This window comes from Metabacillus idriensis, from assembly GCF_050483325.1.
Classification (GTDB): domain Bacteria; phylum Bacillota; class Bacilli; order Bacillales; family Bacillaceae; genus Bacillus_P; species Bacillus_P idriensis_A.
Genome location: NZ_JBCMYF010000021.1, coordinates 26,045 through 43,255, shown reverse-complemented (window position 1 = coordinate 43,255; position 17,211 = coordinate 26,045). Strand labels below are relative to the sequence as shown.

The 17,211-nt window shown below is 41.4% G+C and carries 18 protein-coding genes; 9 read left to right on the top strand and 9 right to left on the bottom strand.

Translation table 11 applies throughout. The features are described from left to right. Positions 1 to 7: 7 nt before the first annotated feature. Together hemH and hemE are read right to left on the bottom strand one after the other, a co-directional pair. A complete protein-coding gene (gene hemH, locus ABEQ24_RS12960; RefSeq protein ID WP_430007166.1) occupies positions 8 to 946 on the bottom strand; it encodes a ferrochelatase in 939 nt (312 codons plus the stop codon). Positions 947 to 1,026: 80 nt separating this feature from the next. Continuing rightward, positions 1,027 to 2,079 carry a uroporphyrinogen decarboxylase gene (gene hemE, locus ABEQ24_RS12955; protein ID WP_430007165.1) on the bottom strand — a complete coding sequence of 351 codons (1,053 nt, stop codon included), beginning with the start codon at positions 2,077 to 2,079 and terminating at the stop codon, positions 1,027 to 1,029. Positions 2,080 to 2,480: 401 nt separating this feature from the next. Here hemE and ABEQ24_RS12950 point away from each other — a divergent pair, with 401 nt between their 5' ends. Further along, the gene (locus tag ABEQ24_RS12950) at positions 2,481 to 2,678 is read left to right on the top strand and encodes a hypothetical protein (protein WP_430007164.1); all 198 of its coding nucleotides are present in this window, start codon (positions 2,481 to 2,483) and stop codon (positions 2,676 to 2,678) included. Positions 2,679 to 2,771: 93 nt separating this feature from the next. Here ABEQ24_RS12950 and ABEQ24_RS12945 read toward each other — a convergent pair whose 3' ends face one another. Then, positions 2,772 to 4,916 (bottom strand): transglycosylase domain-containing protein, encoded by a 2,145-nt coding sequence (locus tag ABEQ24_RS12945; protein WP_430007163.1) that lies wholly within the window; start codon positions 4,914 to 4,916, stop codon positions 2,772 to 2,774. Between the two features lie 136 nt (positions 4,917 to 5,052). Here ABEQ24_RS12945 and ABEQ24_RS12940 point away from each other — a divergent pair, with 136 nt between their 5' ends. Next, the gene (locus ABEQ24_RS12940; protein ID WP_430007162.1) at positions 5,053 to 5,556 is read left to right on the top strand and encodes an antibiotic biosynthesis monooxygenase family protein; all 504 of its coding nucleotides are present in this window, start codon (positions 5,053 to 5,055) and stop codon (positions 5,554 to 5,556) included. Between the two features lie 413 nt (positions 5,557 to 5,969). Continuing rightward, complete coding sequence (locus ABEQ24_RS12935; RefSeq protein ID WP_430007161.1) at positions 5,970 to 7,355, top strand: hypothetical protein; 1,386 nt, start codon at positions 5,970 to 5,972, stop codon at positions 7,353 to 7,355. Positions 7,356 to 7,470: 115 nt separating this feature from the next. On the opposite strand, the gene ABEQ24_RS12930 is transcribed toward ABEQ24_RS12935, so the two are convergent. Beyond that, a complete protein-coding gene (locus tag ABEQ24_RS12930; RefSeq protein ID WP_430007160.1) occupies positions 7,471 to 8,121 on the bottom strand; it encodes a phosphatase PAP2 family protein in 651 nt (216 codons plus the stop codon). A gap of 179 nt (positions 8,122 to 8,300) precedes the next feature. Between ABEQ24_RS12930 and ABEQ24_RS12925 the strand changes: the two genes are divergently transcribed. Continuing rightward, positions 8,301 to 9,455, top strand: a complete 1,155-nt coding sequence (locus tag ABEQ24_RS12925) for an amidohydrolase (RefSeq protein ID WP_430007219.1) — start codon at positions 8,301 to 8,303, stop codon at positions 9,453 to 9,455. 45 nt (positions 9,456 to 9,500) lie between these two features. Here the strand turns inward: ABEQ24_RS12925 and ABEQ24_RS12920 are convergent, their stop codons facing one another. The 3 genes from ABEQ24_RS12920 to ABEQ24_RS12910 are packed head-to-tail and all read right to left on the bottom strand — an operon-like array spanning position 9,501 to position 12,191. Continuing rightward, entirely contained in the window at positions 9,501 to 10,205 is a 705-nt protein-coding gene (locus ABEQ24_RS12920; RefSeq protein ID WP_430007218.1) for an EcsC family protein, read from the bottom strand. A 23-nt stretch (positions 10,206 to 10,228) separates the two neighbouring features. Beyond that, a complete protein-coding gene (locus tag ABEQ24_RS12915; RefSeq protein WP_430007159.1) occupies positions 10,229 to 11,458 on the bottom strand; it encodes an ABC transporter permease in 1,230 nt (409 codons plus the stop codon). Further along, the gene (locus ABEQ24_RS12910; protein WP_430007158.1) at positions 11,445 to 12,191 is read right to left on the bottom strand and encodes an ABC transporter ATP-binding protein; all 747 of its coding nucleotides are present in this window, start codon (positions 12,189 to 12,191) and stop codon (positions 11,445 to 11,447) included. Before ABEQ24_RS12910 ends, ABEQ24_RS12915 begins: the two co-directional genes overlap by 14 nt. Positions 12,192 to 12,913: 722 nt before the next feature. On the opposite strand from ABEQ24_RS12910, the gene ABEQ24_RS12905 reads away from it, so the two are divergent. From ABEQ24_RS12905 to ABEQ24_RS12895, 3 genes are all read left to right on the top strand, one after another. Next, positions 12,914 to 13,336, top strand: coding sequence for an HIT family protein (locus ABEQ24_RS12905; RefSeq protein ID WP_430007157.1), 423 nt, complete (start codon positions 12,914 to 12,916; stop codon positions 13,334 to 13,336). A 135-nt stretch (positions 13,337 to 13,471) separates the two neighbouring features. Beyond that, positions 13,472 to 14,548, top strand: coding sequence for a 3-phosphoserine/phosphohydroxythreonine transaminase (serC, locus tag ABEQ24_RS12900; protein ID WP_430007156.1), 1,077 nt, complete (start codon positions 13,472 to 13,474; stop codon positions 14,546 to 14,548). A gap of 117 nt (positions 14,549 to 14,665) precedes the next feature. Further along, positions 14,666 to 15,187 carry a tryptophan transporter gene (locus ABEQ24_RS12895; RefSeq protein WP_430007155.1) on the top strand — a complete coding sequence of 174 codons (522 nt, stop codon included), beginning with the start codon at positions 14,666 to 14,668 and terminating at the stop codon, positions 15,185 to 15,187. A gap of 60 nt (positions 15,188 to 15,247) precedes the next feature. On the opposite strand, the gene ABEQ24_RS12890 is transcribed toward ABEQ24_RS12895, so the two are convergent. Further along, positions 15,248 to 15,439 (bottom strand): hypothetical protein, encoded by a 192-nt coding sequence (locus tag ABEQ24_RS12890; RefSeq protein ID WP_430007154.1) that lies wholly within the window; start codon positions 15,437 to 15,439, stop codon positions 15,248 to 15,250. Between the two features lie 157 nt (positions 15,440 to 15,596). Between ABEQ24_RS12890 and ABEQ24_RS12885 the strand changes: the two genes are divergently transcribed. Together ABEQ24_RS12885 and ABEQ24_RS12880 are read left to right on the top strand one after the other, a co-directional pair. Then, the gene (locus ABEQ24_RS12885; protein WP_430007153.1) at positions 15,597 to 15,953 is read left to right on the top strand and encodes a YtxH domain-containing protein; all 357 of its coding nucleotides are present in this window, start codon (positions 15,597 to 15,599) and stop codon (positions 15,951 to 15,953) included. A gap of 202 nt (positions 15,954 to 16,155) precedes the next feature. Beyond that, positions 16,156 to 16,752, top strand: coding sequence for an HTH-type transcriptional regulator Hpr (locus tag ABEQ24_RS12880; protein ID WP_430007152.1), 597 nt, complete (start codon positions 16,156 to 16,158; stop codon positions 16,750 to 16,752). On the opposite strand, the gene ABEQ24_RS12875 is transcribed toward ABEQ24_RS12880, so the two are convergent. After that, positions 16,739 to 17,026 carry a DUF1878 family protein gene (locus ABEQ24_RS12875; protein ID WP_430007151.1) on the bottom strand — a complete coding sequence of 96 codons (288 nt, stop codon included), beginning with the start codon at positions 17,024 to 17,026 and terminating at the stop codon, positions 16,739 to 16,741. The two genes, ABEQ24_RS12880 and ABEQ24_RS12875, sit on opposite strands and share 14 nt — an antisense overlap. Positions 17,027 to 17,211 lie beyond the last annotated feature (185 nt).

The window sequence follows — 17,211 nt, the reverse complement described above, 5'->3', positions numbered from 1 at the left end:
TTTTTGTTTACTTTTTCATAGATAATTCTTTTAAAACAACCGTTGACAGACATTCGATGAATTCATCCTGGGCATTCGGCATTTCCGGTCTGTAATACTTCGCGCCAAGTTCGTCTGTAACCACTTTACATTCATAATCATTATCAAATAAAACCTCTAGATGATCCGCAACGAAGCCGACTGGAATATAGACAAACGTACGATATCCTTTTTGTTCATATAGATCTCTGGTTAAGTCCTGAACGTCCGGTCCAAGCCACGGTTCAGGCGTATTGCCTGCACTTTGCCAGCCAATCTCATAGTTTTCAATGCCTGCAGCTTCTGCAATCAAATCTGCTGTTTCCTGAAGCTGATCAGGATATGGATCTCCCGCTGCAATAATCTTTTCAGGCAGGCTGTGGGCAGATACAATTAAAACCGCTTTTTCTCGTTCATCTGAGGTCATTGACGCATATGTTTCTTTTACTTTTCCCGTCCAGTAATCGATAAATTTAGGCTCTTTATACCAGCTATCAACAGATGTAATCTCTAGTCCGCCCAGATTTTCTGCTTCCTGCTTTGCCCGGCCATTATATGATTTGATGCTGAAAGTCGAGAAATGAGGAGCAAGCACGATGCTGACAGCTTCTTCAATGCCATCTTCCTTCATTTGCTTCACTGCATCTTCAACAAAAGGCTCAATATGTTTAAGTCCCAGGTACATTTTAAATTGCACTTCATTCTGAACAGCATTTAAATGTTCTTCAAGGGATTTAGCCTGATCCAATGTGATTTTGGCAAGTGGAGATATGCCGCCAATTGCTTCGTAGCGGTCCTTTAAATCCTGAAGCATTTCAGGAGCAGGCGGACGGCCGTGTCTAATATGTGTGTAATAGCGTTCAATGTCTTCCTCTTTATATGGAGTTCCGTATGCCATAACGAGCAGACCCATTGTTTTCTTTGTCATTTTTCCCTACACCTCTTGGTTAGTTATAAGATCTAGTCTTATTTTGCCATTACTAAGGGCAAGATTCCAAATCAAATGCTCTACGCACGCTTGGCAGTTTTTGTATAATCATGAATGAAACCTGTTAATTTTCTGAGAACATCCGGATTAACAGAAGGGAATACACCGTGTCCAAGGTTGAAAATATAGCCGTCCTGCTTCATGCCCTGATCAAGAATGTCTTTAGCCCGCTCCTCAATTACTTCCCAAGGGGCCAGGAGAATCGCAGGATCAAGATTTCCCATTAATGTTTTTGTAAGTCCCATGGAGCGTGCCTGATCTACTTGCAGTCTCCAATCAAGTCCGACTACATCAAGCGGCAGATCATGCCACTCATGTGCAAGGTGGCTTGCTCCCACCCCGAACATAATCATCGGGACATTTTCTTCCTTCATCGAGGTGAAAATGCGTTCCATGACAGGTTTAATAAAGCAGCGATAATCTGATTCATTTAAAGCGCCGACCCATGAATCAAAAATTTGAATCGCTTTTGCCCCTGCTTTAATTTGAGCCTTCAAATAAATAATGGTCATGTCTGCAAGCTTATCCATAAGCGTGAACCATGCTTTCGGCTCAGCGTACATAAATGCCTTTGTTTTGTTGTAGTTTTTAGACGGTCCGCCTTCAATCATGTAGCTTGCCATCGTAAATGGAGCGCCGGCAAAGCCGATTAACGGAACATTCAATTGCTCTGTTGTCAGCAATTTAATCGTATCAAGCACATATGGAATGTCGCTTTCAGGGTCAATTTCACCAAGCTTTTCAACGTCTGAGAGCGACCTGATTGGATTATCAATAACAGGACCGATGCCTGACTTGATTTCTACATCCACCCCAATTGATGGAAGCGGTGTCATGATATCCTTATATAAAATAGCCGCGTCCACACCATACTGCTCTACCGGCAATCTTGTGACATATGCACACAGCTCGGGCTGATGCGTAATCTCAAACAGACTGTATTTTTCTTTAATTGCACGGTATTCCGGCTGCGATCTTCCTGCCTGCCTCATATACCATACAGGAACATGATCTGTTTTTTCACCTCTGCACGCCCTAAGGAATGTATCATTAAACTGCTTTGAATCCGTCATAAATCCTCAAATCCACCTTTCTATGTAAAACAAACACGCTATTCCTTGTTTTTGCTCCTTACACTATAACTGTTTCACCCTTGCTTGTATAGATTTCACAAATAAATGTCAATAAATTGACACTGAAAACCGAAAAGCGGAGCCGACTGTTCAGGCCCGACAGACAGATAAGGATCCGGCTGAAAAGGCGCTTTTTGCCTTTACAGACGGAGCCGTTCTGGCCGAGGGACTAGGAGGCGGAGCTAGACACCACTGAAAAGCGATGCCGACTGCCAGTACGAGGAGCCAATACCCAATTAATGGGGTTTTCAATTTAATTGGAGGGGTTTGGGAATTAATTCATGGGGTTTTCAATTTAATTGAAGGGGTTTCCGAATTAATTCATGGGGTTCCCCAATTAATTGGAGGATTTTGTTCTGGCCGAGGGACTAGGAGGCGGAGCTGGACACCACCGAAAAGCGGAGCCGACTGTTCAGGCCCGACAGGCAGATAAGGATCCGGCTGAAAAGGCGCTTTTTGCCTTTACAGACGGAGCCGTTCTGGCCGAGGGACTAGGAGGTGGAGCTAGACACCACCGAAAAGCGCAATCAACCGTATAGCGCAGGCAGACAAAAAAGGATCCCTCAGAAAAGTCCGGTTTTGACTTATCTGCCGGGATCCGTCCTGCTTAATAGGAAAGCTGCTGGAACCAGCTAGTATGGAGCCGTTGTAAATAGTTTTGGTTTGACCGGTTTTGATCCTTTGCCTTCTTGATCGGTTTGCTCATTATAAGGAACAATTTTATAGGCAGCTTCTGATAAAAGATTGGCATAAGGAATTTCATAGGAATCCTTTCCTTTCACAAAACCGACAAGCTTGTCCTCATTTCCGCTTGTTTCATAAATTCTATAGATAACCCGGTCATCTTTTTGAGCTTCCCAGTTCAGTGTGACAGTAAATAAACCGAGCGGCTTAAATGTATACTTTGCTTCAACAGCACCAAGGTTTTTCAGCCTGATTGGCTCTTCGAGATCCTCTACACCTTTTGGGAGGCTAAACGCCACATTCTGGTCAATCGAAGAATTTCTTAAAATATCTTTAAATAGTTTTGTTGGAAAAGAACTGCCATGAGTCAGATGCTGTTCACTGTTTGTCTTATCATAGCCCATCCAGAGGGCACCTGAGACTTTAGGCGTGTAGCCTACAAACCACGCATCTTTTACAGCGCCTTTTTTATCGACATATGAAGTTGTGCCTGTTTTTCCGGCAAGTTCGCCTCCGTATGTTCCTGTCTGGCCTGTTCCGTCTTCAACTACCTCTTGAAGCATCCTTGTCATGTTCCATGCAGTCTGAGAAGAAAAAATCCGCTTCTTCTCTTGTTTCACTTCACCAACTTTTTTGGACTCACGGTCCTCTATCTTCTGGATAACAAACGGCTCACTATAAACGCCGTACTGGGCAAATGATCTGTAGGCATTTGCAAGCTGCAATGGCGAAACTCCTTCTTTTAGTCCGCCGAGAGCGATTGAAAGACCGTTATCTTCTATAGAAAGACCCGACTTCTCAAGGTACTTCTTGCTCTTAGAAATCCCGATTTCATTTAATGCCCAAACAGCAGGTGCATTTTTAGATGCAGCAATGGCATCATACATCGTAACTTCTTCTTCGTACTGCTGATCATTATTTCTTGGCTGATACCCGTTATATGAGACAGGCTTGTCTTCGAGCAATGAATAAGGGCCGAATTCATCTTCTTCCATTGCCGGTCCGTATACGGCAAGCGGTTTAAACGTTGAGCCAGGCTGCCTCATCGTATTGACGCGGTTAAACCCTTTTTGTGTATAATTTCTTCCGCCAATCGCAGCCAGTACGCCGCCGGTTTTATTATCAAGTAGGACAAATGCTCCTTCTGCATGCTGATTTGTTCCCGGAAAGTATTCTCCTTTTTTAAACAGCTCATAAGCTGTTTCCTGCATTTCTGTATTTATAGGGACTGTGACTGTATAGCCTCCCCGCATTAATTCTTCATTTGATAAAGCATATCGATCTTTTGCCTCGTCCATTACCATATCAATGTATGTTGTAAGCCAAGGTGATTCGGATTCTTCAGAGATATTTAAACCAAGCGTCTTCCCTTGTGCACGGACGACTTCTTCAGGTGTCAAATAATCCTGATCACCCATCAGACTTAAAATCGTGTCCCGGCGTTCTTTGCTTTTTTCAGGATGCAGAACCGGAGAATAATTAGAAGGTGCTTTTGGGAGGCCGGCAAGCATCGCACCTTCTTCGACCGTCAGATCCTTTGCATCCTTATTGAAATAGTAAAGTGCAGCGCTTTGAATGCCATACGCACCATGACCGAAATAAACTTGATTCAAATACAGTTCAAGCAATTTATTTTTGCTGTATTTGTTTTCAAGACTCATCGCAATGGCCGCTTCTTTGGTTTTTCTCAGAAGAGACTTTTCAGTAGAGAGAAATGTATTTTTGGCAAGCTGCTGTGTGATCGTGCTTCCGCCCTCCACTTTCTGGCCGGCAAGCAAATCTTTATACAAAGCCCTCGTTATGGCCCTCATATCGATTCCATTGTGTTCATAAAACCGTTGATCTTCTACAGCAATAAATGCATTGCGGACATGCTCCGGAATTTCTTTAATCGTTACGGGCTCGCGGTTCTGCAAATACAGCTCCGCAACCTTATTGCCTTTTAAATCCACTAAAGTGGTAGTCGAATCCATGACAAGCTTTTTCTCATCTATAGAATAATCGCCGATCACTAAAATGAGCAGGTAGACTGCAAAAGCAATTACAGCTGTAGATAGTGCAACACTGGCAGAGAGAATGATTTTTTTTCGCATGTCATCACCTACAATTCGTTAAATTTAGATACTCTTATTATTGTTAAATAAAGGAATGAATATGTACACTGGAGGCTGAAAATAGCAATAATTATGGAATCATTGTTATAATGAAACAAAAAGAGGTGAATGTAAAATGAATTTTTATGTCACATTTGGAACTGCAGACTATTTAGCTAAAACAGCATCTGAAAATCAAAATGAAAAAATGCTTCTTATGCAAAATGAGGATAAAGCGATTCTCTTACATGAAAGCGATGCCCCTTCCCTTTTTAAGGAGCCTAAAAAGTATGAAGTTCTTGATGGTGCTGGTGATTTCCAAAATGGAAGCTATGCTGTCCTGAACAATATTCCTGTATCTGATGAAGGGAAGCCTCTCTTTGAACAGCGCTTCAAAGAACGGGCACGAATGATTGAAGGCGAACCCGGATTTGTCGCAATTCGTGTGCTCAGACCTGTTAATGATGATACTTATGTCATTCTTACGCTATGGGATAATGAATCGTCCTTTAAAAACTGGCAGGCCTCAAAATCGTATGAACAGGCACATAAAAAAAGAGGGACAAGCGAAGGTGTAGACCAAAAGCCGATATTCCCAAGACCTTCTTATGTAACAACCTATCATACTGTAACCGGATAAATTAATGAAAGAACTGAACCTTCGCATTTTGCGGGGGTTCTTTCATTTGTGCTTGTCTTATGAACAGCCGGCTCCGCTTTTCGGGGGTGTCCAGCTACGCCTCCTAGTCCCTCGGCCAGAACAAATTCACCCCAAAAAGTCAAAACCGGACTTTTCGGGTGAATTCTTATCTGTCTGTCGGGCCTGAGCAGTCGGCTCCGCTTTTCGGGGCTGTCTAGCTCCATCGCCCAGCTCCTCGGCCAGAACGGGCGATTCCGCTTTTCGGGGTACGGTGACAATATTTCCTTGGAAATGACAGCATTCTACTAAAATAGTACCCCCATTTCTTTAAAAATAACAATCACAACCTCCTGCTCCGCACATAACCTGTATTACAGGAATCTAGGCATTTATACAGGAGTGGAGTGATCACTATGGGGGCTGAGTTAACTCTCATACACTGGTTTTATGTGTTTTTTATTATAAGTATTATAGGATTCATGCTTTTCAGACGGGATACAACCGTTGTCAGCATTATCGGGATTATTGTAGTTTCTTTTGCTGCAAGCCATTCCTTAAGCCATTCAATTACAAGTGTTTTCAACAGTTTCATTTTTGCTATTACTGAGCTGCTGCCGACGATCCTTGTGATTTCCATCATTGTTTCAATGAGCAAGATTTTAGAAGTAACCGGGATAAATGAATCAATGGTATCGCCATTCACAAAGATCATTCGCAATCCAACACTTGCATTTTGGACTATTGGATTATTAATGATGACCATTTCCTGGTTTTTCTGGCCTTCACCCGCTGTTGCCCTGATTGGCGCTGTTCTGCTGCCGGCTGCGATAAAGGCTGGTCTCCCCGCATTAGGTGTGGCAATGGCCATGAACTTATTTGGTCATGGCATTGCGCTTTCAGGCGACTTTGTCATTCAGGCTGCTCCAAAACTTACGTCAGATGCAGCCGGTCTTCCGATTGGCGATGTAATCAGTGCATCCATTCCGCTCGTTATTGTGATGGGGACTGTTACTACCATAACAGCTTATTTCCTCTTAATGAGAGATATGAAGCTGGGTAAGTCTTTTCCGTCTCTTACAATGCCAATCTCAGCCGAGAAGAAAAAGGAGCTGCTGACTGGCAGGATGAAACTCTTCATGGCCTTGTTTATTCCACTATTATTTGTGATTGATATTCTGCTGATGGTTAAGCTTAACTTGCAGGGCGGAGATGCAACAGCTTTAATTGGAGGAACGGCACTGGTCATTCTGCTTGCTGTTTGTCTGCTCGCTCACAGAAATGCAAGTCTTGAAAAAACAACAGGATACATGATTGAGGGGTTTCAATTTGGCTTTAAAGTGTTTGGACCAGTTATTCCGATTGCAGCTTTCTTTTATCTGGGAGATGCCGGATTTGTTAAAATTGTCGGCGATTTTTTACCAAAAACTTCACAGGGAATTGTAAATGACCTTGGGGTGGCCCTCGCATCTGTTGTTCCTTTAACTAAAGAAGTTGCAGCGGTTACACTGACTGGTGTCGGCGTGCTTACCGGTCTTGATGGCTCCGGATTTTCAGGGATATCCCTTGCAGGCTCAATTGCCAGTTTAATTTCCACGGCTATTGGTACTGGAGCAGCCACATTAACAGCCTTAGGGCAAATCACAGCCATATGGGTAGGCGGAGGAACGATCATTCCATGGGCGCTTATTCCCGCTGCTGCCATATGCGGAGTCGATCCATTTGAACTTGCAAGACGAAACATTCTTCCTGTGACAATTGGTTTGATTGTGACCACGATTGTGGCGATGTTTTTACTGTAAAGAGGAATGAAAAGCGGTCTCTGTTTTAATCCGGTTTTATTATTGACATATAACATCATAAACACAAAAACAGGCATTCATAAAGAAGTGCCTGTTTTAAATACCATATAAGACGTCAAACAGAAACGCCGCTCTTTTTGCTTCTTGCAGCAGCTAGAAAATCATTCACTTTATCATAGACCGCAATTACAAGGAGTAAACAAATCAGACCAATGAGATATCCGCCAGCTACATCAGATAAAAAATGAGCATTCGTTGCAACTCTGTTCATGCCAATCAGCAGCATCAGCATGCACACAGCAGCGTAAAGCCACCTTCTTACAGCTGCTGACGCTATTTTCCCTGCCAGCAAATAGACTAAAAATCCATAAAAGAGAACACCGACCATCGCATGCCCGCTCGGAAAACTGAAGCCTTCTTCAATATGCAGCGGTTCAAGAGGCCTTTCACGCCCAAAATAGTTTTTTAGCGCTTTATTCAGGAGGTCTCCAAAATAAACGGCGAGCACAATCATAAGCGGCTGAAGAATATGCTTATATAAAAGTCCGAGTAAGATAATGGCAAGAGCCAATAAGCTTATGATTCCTGTTTTAGAAGCCAGGAAACCTATCCCATCCACAATAGCGAGCAGAAAATCTGAATGGTGAACCCATGATACTGCCTCACGCGCAGCCGCATCTGCCCGCTTGGTAAATTCAGAATCCATCGAGACGATTATTCCAATTGTAAGCATTAGAAAACAGGCAATTAAATACCCTTTTTTCATCTTTTAGCCCCTTCCAAACTTTATTCTTGTAATTTTCAAACAATTTCTCTAGAATTTATTGTAATATCTGCATTTATTTTATCTTATTAATGATTTGGTGAATAGAAGCGTTCAAAAAGAAAGGATGAAAAATTTTGTATACTGACATATGTTCAGATTTAGATGCGGGTTTTGAAGAAATGGTTGAGATCAGACGCTATCTTCATATGCATCCGGAGGTTTCATTCCAGGAATTCAAAACGGCAGCTTACATTGCCGAGTTTTACCATAAACTTGGCATCGAAGCCAGAACAGGTGTGGGCGGAAACGGAGTAGTTGCTGTTATCAAAGGAGATTTGCCCGGAAAGACCATTGCTCTCCGCGCAGATTTTGATGCACTGCCGATCGGGGATGAAAAGGATGTTCCTTATAAATCGACTGTTCCCGGTGTGGCTCATGCCTGCGGCCACGATGGCCACACTGCGACATTGCTGATATTAGCAAAGGTTTTACATAAACATCGCAGCACGCTTGAAGGCAGCGTTGTATTTATTCACCAGCATGCTGAAGAATATGCACCGGGCGGAGCGGTATCCATGATTGAAGATGGATGCTTAGACGGGGTTGATGTCATATTCGGGACTCATTTATGGGCAAGCGAACCAGCAGGCAAAATTCAATACCGCGTCGGCCCTATCATGGCTGCTGCAGATCGGTTTCAGATTACGATTAATGGAAAAGGCGGACACGGTGCACAGCCTCACAAAACGAAAGATGCAGTCGTCATCGGCTCCCAGCTTGTCATGAACCTGCAGCAGATTGTGAGCAGAAAAGTCGATCCCGTTCATTCTGCAGTCGTATCTGTAGGATCTTTTGTTGCTGAAAATCCGTTTAATGTCATTGCCGATTCAGCCGTGCTGATTGGAACGGCCCGGACATTTGATGAAGAGGTGCGCACTTTGATTGAGGAAGAAATTGAACGTGCCGTCAAGGCTTCTTGTGCCCTTTATGACGCTGACTACGAATATCAGTTCGTGAGAGGCTACCCGGCTGTTGTTAATCACCGCGAGGAAACCGAACAGCTTGCTGAGCTTGCATTAAAGGTTCCAGGTGTCCAGATTGTTGAAGAAAGTCCAATGCAAATGGGCGGCGAAGACTTTGCCTATTATCTGCAGCATGTAAAAGGCACGTTCTTCTTCACAGGAGCAAAACCTCCTTACACTGAAACAGCTTATCCTCACCATCATCCTAAATTCGATATTGATGAAAAATCGATGCTGATTGCAGCAAAAACACTCAGTTTGGCATTATTGACGTATCAGTCTGAACACAATGCTGTTGCAGTTGAGAAATAAGGACAAAGGCAGAAAAAGAGTGCGATTCTATAAATCGCACTCTTTTTATTTATTCATAATCCGAAGACGGTAGCAATTCATTGCCGTTTCCCCTAAATGCCGGACAAGGTGATAATTAGCAACACCGCCTACAACTGCCCCGATCCCCGGCATGATCTGCAGCAGTTTGACAAGGTCAATGTGATCTCTGTATTCCTGCTGAAAGGTTTGCCAGTCAATCTCTTTAAGATCATCTTTTTTGAGTTCCCAGTTTTCAATCCGTTCGAACGTATTTCTTCGATGTTCGTCACTGGAATAAGCCAATTGAAAGACATAGAGCAAAAACAGTCGCTCCTCATATTGCTTAGGATCAAATCCATATAGCGTGGATATTTCAAATAAGCATTTCATTTTGATGCCCAGCAGCAAAGGAAAGTCAGCAGCCGATCCGAAAATGCCTCCGGCCCCGGTCCCTGCTCCTTCTACAGCAGCTGTTTTTTGAAAGGTGCCGATCGTTTGCCTGACTTTCTTTTCTTTTTCTTCAAGTGACAGTCCAGCAAGCTTCTTTTCGCTTGTCGTGAGGTTAGAACCCGCAAGTGTCGCCTGCACCATTTTTTTTATGCTTTCGGTAATAATTGCATGGACTTTTTCCGGAATGCGCTCGTTTATCTTCGTTTGTGTTTTTTTAGAAACACGCTCAAACCTAGAAGATTTTCTAAGCAACTTCTTTTTCCACTGAAAAAGATCTTCTTCCAGCTGTTTTTCATAAATCATTTGCATCAGCTGCCTTTACCCTAGAATACGCTGGCATCCATTTTAACCAGCCTTGATTTCACATAGAGATAAACAAACACATAGGCAAAAATGAAACCTGCTCCAAAAAGAATCAGGGCCGGGATGATATTTCCCGAAAGAAGGGCAATCAGAGTTAATATCATATGCTGGCTTACTATCATGATAAACAGCAGTTTAAGAAATTTGAGTTTTTTATATTGCCGCTGAACGGGATATAAGTCCGGCAGAGCAAGCATATCGTAGTGCTTATAAAGCCCGATCATTTGAATACCTGTCAAATAGAGAACAAGGATGGCTATTGCGAGCAAACTAAACTGATTTGTCGGGATAATATAAAGAACAATTCCTCCGATAATTGTCAGCCGCATAAAGATGCCAAGATAATCGTTTGAGCGGAAAAATGCTCTTGTATACAAATAACTGTAGATGCTTTCCTGTCTGTACTTAACAAACGCAAGGAATCCATCTAAATACTTTCTGCGCTTTGCTTTTTTCGTAAGCTTTGGGACATCTGTAAAGAGGTTTGCAATCCGGTAGAAGGATTGTTTTTTCTCAAGCTCCTTGTCAATCAGCTTCTCCCACTTGACTCCTTTTGCCTTTGTTGCTTTTTGAAAATAGATGTAAAGCACCGCCATCACACCATACATTACAAATACATAGATATAGGCTTTTGACAGCAGGAAGAAAATAGTTAAAGCATTGATAGCAAGGCGGACAATGAAATCATAGATCTTCGCTGAAGGTTCAGTATAAAAAGATATTCTGAAATTCAGCATTAAATTCCACCCTTTTACAAGAAGGATTTGAACACAGATGACCAAATAGTCTGTCCCAGTCAAGTTCTCAGCCCTGAAAAGCATTGGGGCGAGGATTAATGCTGCAATCAAAAACACATACAGCTGACTGAAGAAACTGTACACAAGGGCTTTTTGAAAATAGCCGGCCATTTTTTCTTCCAGCGGCAATAGAAAAACCAAATCAGGTTCTTTTAAAAGTGTCCGAACACTCGATGCCGTAATAATGAGTGCAAATACCGCGGTTAAGATCGCCAGTGCAGGAAACTCATCAGGCATTGTTTTCAGCCATTCCTGATAAGATAGAGCACCGCCTGCTCCCAAAAATACAAGGACAAAAATTAAATGGTCATTGAACATATATTTTGTATAAGACTGCACTTCTTTCATATGAGCCTCTAACCGGGTTTTCCAAATTTGATCAATGCTGCTCATTTTGATCTTCCTTTGTCAGCTGAATATACAAATCATCAAGAGTTGCGTTCATCATTCCGAACTCCGAACGAAGCTCTTCAAGCGTTCCTTTTGCTCTGATTTTTCCGTTATGTAAAATAATAAATGCATCACAATAGCGTTCTGCTGTTGCTAAAATATGCGTTGACATTAAAATTCCCGCTCCGTCTTGTTTTGCTTTGTTCATCATTTCAAGCAGTGCATTAATTGCCAGCGGATCTAACCCCACAAATGGCTCGTCAATGATGTAGAGCTCAGGTTCAACTAAAAACGCACACATAATCATGACTTTTTGCTTCATGCCTTTTGAAAAATGACTTGGGAACCATTTTAGTCTTTTTTCCATTCTGAATTCAGACAGCAATGGCTGAAGACGCTGTTTAAATGTTTCCTGAGTTAGTCCATACGCCATCGCCGTAAGCTCCAAGTGTTCATAAAGCGTTAATTCTTCATAAAGAATCGGCGTTTCAGGAATAAATGAAAATTGGCTGCGGTATTCAGTCGGCTGCTCGTGAAAGGAAATGCCGTTAATGGCAATTTCGCCTTTATGAGGCTCCATTAACCCGATCACATGACGGATTGTTGTGCTTTTTCCCGCGCCATTCAAGCCAATCAGACCGACAATTTGGTGTTTTTCAATTTCAAATGAAATATCTTTTAAGACAGGATTGCGCGTGTATCCTCCTGTCAGGTGATTTACTTTTAATAAGCTCATGTTTTCGTCCCTTCACCGTTTTCTTTTATTTTAACAAATCAGATGGCACTTTTGCTAATTTACGATGCATAATCAAATCATTTCAGGACATCATAATGAGTGTAGAGGAAAGCAGTTGTCACAGACATTCATTTCAAATGAGGTGTGTGTTAAAGACAGTTTATGTTAAGGAATCCATGAGTAAGTTAACATTGATAAAATGATGATCAATTTCCATTTCGAGATGAGGTGTCTACGGGCCGTTACTTTTTGTAATAGATGCTCCTATATAAATTCATTTTTAAATGAGGTGTTCGTCAAAGACCGTTTACTGATTTGTTAAGAGTTTATCCTTTATGTGATTTTCTTAACTAGGAGATGGTTGCTTTGTACAATGTTAGTCAATTCACTCTTTTTTAACCTTCATTTCCAAGCAAATGAGGGAGATGACAAAGAGTTTTGCGAGCCTTATCTTTAAGCTGCGACAGTTTGTTTTCCTCTTCAGGACAGGATGATCCTTGTGATCATCCTGTTTTTCTTTTTATATGGCATAGATATTGTTTTTGATTATAAATGTTGTCCGTTCCTTGTAACGAGAAGAACTTGCTTTCCGCGGGAAGCATGGGAGCCTCCTAAGAAAAGAACCTCCTATTAATGTCTTGTTTCCGGCAATTTAATCCTCCATTTATTTATGGTAAAATACGGTTAAGATTCAGTTTAATTTGAGAAAGGGATGAAACATGATGAGCGGATGTATTTTCTGTAAGATTGTAAACGGGGAGATTCCAGGAGCAAAGGTTTTCGAAAACGAGCATGTGGTAGCTTTTCTGGATATCAGTCAAGTGACAAAGGGACATACACTGGTTATTCCAAAAGTACATAAAGAAAATATTTACGATCTGACACCTGACATTGCCCGCAATGTATTTGAGGTTGTTCCAAAAATCGCTAATTCGATAAAAAAACAATTTGAGCCAGTCGGCATGAATATCCTTAATAATAACGGCGAAAAAGCCGGTCAATCCGTGTTTCACTATCATATTCACCTGATTCCGCGCTACGGAAAAGGCGATGGATTTGGCGCTGTATGGAAAACACATACGGAAGAATATACACCAGAAGATTTAAAGCAAATCGCATCATCCATACAAGAAGGCCTGCTCTAACCCCGCATTTTGCGGGTTTTTTTGCTGTTTTTACTATTTTTCAAAAATTCCGACTCCAACTCTCCATTTCATGTTAGGATAATGAAATAGAAATTTAATCAATCAGCGCATCAAAGTAAGGAGTGTTATTTTCCCATGAAAAGAACGTATAACTTTAACGCAGGGCCAGCAGCAATACCTCTTGCTGTTTTGGAGAAAGCGCAAAGCGAATTAGTTGATTTTAACGGTACAGGCATGTCAGTCATGGAGCTCAGCCACAGAAGCAAACCTTACGAAGAAGTTCACAGCCGCGCAGCATCTTTATTAAAAGAGCTGATGTCCATTCCAGAAGAGTATGAGGTCCTGTTCCTGCAAGGCGGTGCAAGCCTTCAGTTTGCCATGATTCCAATGAATTTTTTAAAAAGCGATTCTCCCGCCCATTTTATAATGAGCGGAGTATGGTCTGAAAAAGCACAGTCAGAAGCAGGAAAAATAGGCAAAACGTCGATTATTGCATCAAGTAAAGAAAATCGATATACATATATTCCGAAAAGCTTTGAAGATCCAGCAGAAGGAAGCTATGTGCACTTAACCTCAAATAATACAATTTACGGCACGCAGTGGAAAACCTTCCCTTCCACAAAACTGCCGCTGATTGCCGACATGTCAAGCGATATCATGAGCAGGGAAATTGACGTCAGCCGTTTCTCGCTTATTTATGCAGGAGCTCAAAAAAACCTCGGCCCTTCAGGTGTAACCGTCGTAATTGTAAAAAAAGAAATGCTTGAGAATGCAAATGCGGAAATACCGGCTATTTTAAAGTACAGTACACATTCAAAGCAGAATTCTCTATATAATACACCTCCGACATTTGCAATTTACATGCTTTCCCTTGTACTGGAATGGATCAAGGAAACTGGCGGTTTAAGAGCAATGGAAGAACTGAATGAGAAGAAAGCGGGCCTGCTTTATTCCTGCATCGATCAAAGCGGCGGATTTTATAAAGGGCATGCCGAAAAGGACAGCCGATCAGCAATGAATGTGACTTTCACCCTTAAAAATGAAGAGTTGACAAAGGATTTTCTAAAAGAATCCATTGAAAAAGGCTTTTCAGGTCTGGCCGGACACCGGTCAATAGGCGGCTGCAGAGCTTCCATTTATAATGCTGTGCCCCTCGAAGCATGCGAGGCACTTGTTGAATTCATGACTGAATTTCAAAAAAAGCACACATAATTTTTTTTACAAGGTCAGAAATACCTGTTATACTATTCTGTAAGTTCTCCCGCAATAAGACATAGGTCATTATTGGGGAGTTCCAAAAAAAGAGCTTAGTCTGAGGAGAGTTGAGAAATGAATACAAAAGTATTAGTTGTTTTATCTTTATTTGTCGCAATGGGGCTTGCTTTACACGGAATTATCCCGCCATTTTTTAATGGGATGAAGCCGGATATGATGCTCACTATGATGTTCTTAGGCATCCTGCTGTTCCCTCACATCCGCAATGTGTTTTTACTTGGAGCGGTTACGGGTGTGCTGTCCGGATTAACTACCAGTTTTCCAGGCGGACTTCTGCCGAATGTCATTGATAAATTTGTGACTGCCTTTGTTTTTTATCTTTTAGTCATTGTGATTAAGAAATATGCTGCATCAACTGCAGGAGCAGGAATCCTGACAGCTGCCGGCACACTGATTTCCGGTACTGTTTTTCTGACAGCCGCACTATTCATTGTCGGTCTTCCAGGCGGTGCAGGATTTACGGCGTTATTCATAGCAGTTGTATTACCGGCAACAGCCCTTAATACCATCGCAATGGTTTTCATTTATCCGATTGTACAGACAATCATGAAACGTTCAAACATTGTTGCTCAATAACATAGAAAAAACCCGATCCTAGCCGGTCGGGTTTTTTGTCAAAATCTATGAAAATGAAGCCTATTGGAAAGAATAGAATAAAATGCCGATCAGCAGTGCAAGTGTTCCACCCCCTGCAAGCACAGCAGCTTTTTGATGAACAACATGCTTAGGCGGATAGGATGCTGATTGCTGCGCGAGTTTGAGGTAATGAAAAGCACCCGTAAAAAAAAGCAAGCTTATGATAAAAAATAGAAAGATGACGCCAGCCAAGCTCCTCCCCCCTTTTACTCATATTTATGCGAAAGCATCATAAGCTATGAATAAAACAGCGTTTATCTATCCTCACAAGGGGTACTTATAAAAGAAGGACTTTCCTGTTTATTGCTTTTAAAAGTACATACAATTATTCTCAAATGGAGTGATACCTATGGCAAAAGGAAAATCATTAATGACAGGTCTTTTAGTCGGGAGCGTTATCGGAGGTATAGCAACAATCCTCTCCGCTCCGTCTTCCGGAAAAGATTTGCGCAGCCAGTTAAAACAAAATAAACAAAAATTAGAAGATATTTTAATTCAGCTGAAAGATGACAGTGTCTCACTTAAAGATCAAGTGGTTAAAACCGCTCAAGAAAGTGCTGTAGTTCTAAAAGATGTAACATCAGATCTTCAAAAATCCATTCAGACCTGGCAGGAAGAAATTGAGCCTCATAAAAATGAGCTTCAAAAAGAAATTAATGAAATCGAACTGAAAATCAAAGAATTAGAACAAACTTTAAACAAATAGAATATTTTTGTAGACAAAGCAATTCACTTGCTGGAGCGGCAGATTATCTCACATGCCGCTCTTTTTTTTTGTCCGAAAAAACAACGCTTTTCCTATGCTTTTAAGATTTATTTAAAAATTTTGTAAATTTAATCTTTATTAATCTTTATTTTATTGGCATAATAGAATATAAGAGCAAAAGAGAAAAAGTAGGTGACTGGGGATGAAACGTAACGAGCAGGATTATTCTATAAAAGAAGCACTTTTATTCAGCCAGAGAATCGCGCAGCTCAGCAAAGCATTGTGGAAATCCATCGAAAAAGACTGGCAGCAATGGATTAAGCCCTATGATTTGAATATCAATGAGCATCACATCTTATGGATTGCTTATCATTTAAAGGGTGCTTCGATTTCAGAGATTGCTAAATTTGGAGTGATGCATGTATCTACTGCATTCAACTTTTCAAAGAAGCTTGAAGAGAGAGGCTATCTTGAGTTTTCGAAAAAGCAGAATGACAAACGCAATACGTACATTCAGCTGACGGATCAGGGCGAAGAAATTTTGCTGAAGCTTTTAGAAGACTATGATCCAAGCAGAAATGCTGTTTTTAAAGGCGCTCTGCCGCTTCAAAATTTGTATGGGAAATTTCCTGAAATAATGGAAATGATGTGTATCATACGAAACATATACGGAGATGACTTTATGGAGATCTTCGAACATTCCTTTACGAATATTGAGAAGGAATTTGTTGAGGAAAACCGGAAGCTTAAAAAACGGGAAGAACCTGCTGCTGAAACGGCTTCAGCTATTTCCGAATAATTTTTTTGAACTCTGTCATCAGCGGCACATACATTCCCTGCTTATGCAAAGCAAGAATCGTCTCATTAACTGGAAGCTTATGGTTCAGCTGTCCGGCGAAAAGAGTAAGGAGACTCATGTAATCGAGGAGTCCTTGCTCTTTTTGTTCTGCAAGCATGTTCAAAAGCTCCGCGCAAATGCGGTGAATGTCCTCAATTTCTTCAGCAGATAAACCTGCATTCATGACCGACAGATAAAAAGGGTATTGATCAGCGTCGACCATCTTTACAAGCAACCTCTGGTAGTACTCCAAATTTGCTATTCGTTTTTCCAAGGATTCCACTAAGGTTCACTTCTTTCATTCTTCTTCGTTTATTTATTTTAAATCATTCTTCCCTTTTTCGAAAGTTTCTTATTTTGTAAAACTTTACTTATTTTATTTTAACCGTTTACACGTGAAATTTCATATTGCTTTTTCCA